Origin of the sequence: Actinoallomurus acaciae (assembly GCF_042429965.1) — a bacterium.
Classification (GTDB): Bacteria; Actinomycetota; Actinomycetes; order Streptosporangiales; family Streptosporangiaceae; genus Actinoallomurus; species Actinoallomurus acaciae.
This window is the reverse complement of record NZ_JBHLZP010001241.1, coordinates 1-678: the sequence shown is the minus strand read 5'-3', so window position 1 is coordinate 678 and position 678 is coordinate 1. Positions and strand designations below refer to the sequence as shown.

General features: G+C 75.8%; 1 protein-coding gene. It reads left to right on the top strand.

Features of this window, described 5'->3' with window-relative positions; translation table 11 throughout:
• Positions 1 to 678 (top strand): HD domain-containing protein (locus tag ACFFNX_RS51875; protein ID WP_378213881.1); only part of this gene is annotated, 678 nt, incomplete at both ends.

Below are 678 nucleotides of genomic sequence, written 5' to 3'. Positions count from 1 at the left end.
CGCGGCGGCCGCCGCACAGGCCGGGCTGCCGCTGGCGATCTCGACGGTCGAGCGGCTGGCACGAGAGACGCAGCCCCTGCCGGTGCCGTGGCCGGCGGAGGCGCGCGACGCGCTGGTGACGCTGCTCGGCGCCGGAACGCCCGCCATCGGCGTCTGGGAGGCGCTCGACCAGGTCGGCCTGATCGAACGCCTGATGCCCGACTGGGAACGCGTGCGCAACCGCCCGCAGCGCAACCCGGTGCACACGTTCACCGTCGACCGTCACCTCGTGGAGACCGCGGCGAGGGCCGCCGCCCACACGCGCGACGTGGCCCGCCCCGACCTGCTGCTGGTCGGCACGCTCCTGCACGACATCGGCAAGGGCTGGCCCGGCGACCACTCCAAGACCGGCGCGGTGATGGCGCGGGACCTGGGGGAGCGGTTCGGCTTCGACGCCGACGACGTCCGGGTGCTGGAGACCGTCGTACGGCACCATCTGCTGCTGCCCGAGACCGCGACCCGCCGCGACCTGGACGACCCGGTGACGATCGAGACGGTGGCCGAGGCGGTCGGCGACTCCGTCGTACTGGAGACGCTCGCCGCGCTGGCGATCGCCGACGGCCAGGCCACCGGACCGGCCGCGTGGGGCGCCTGGAAGGCCGGCCTGTACGCCGCGATCGCCCGCCGCCTCGCCGCGGC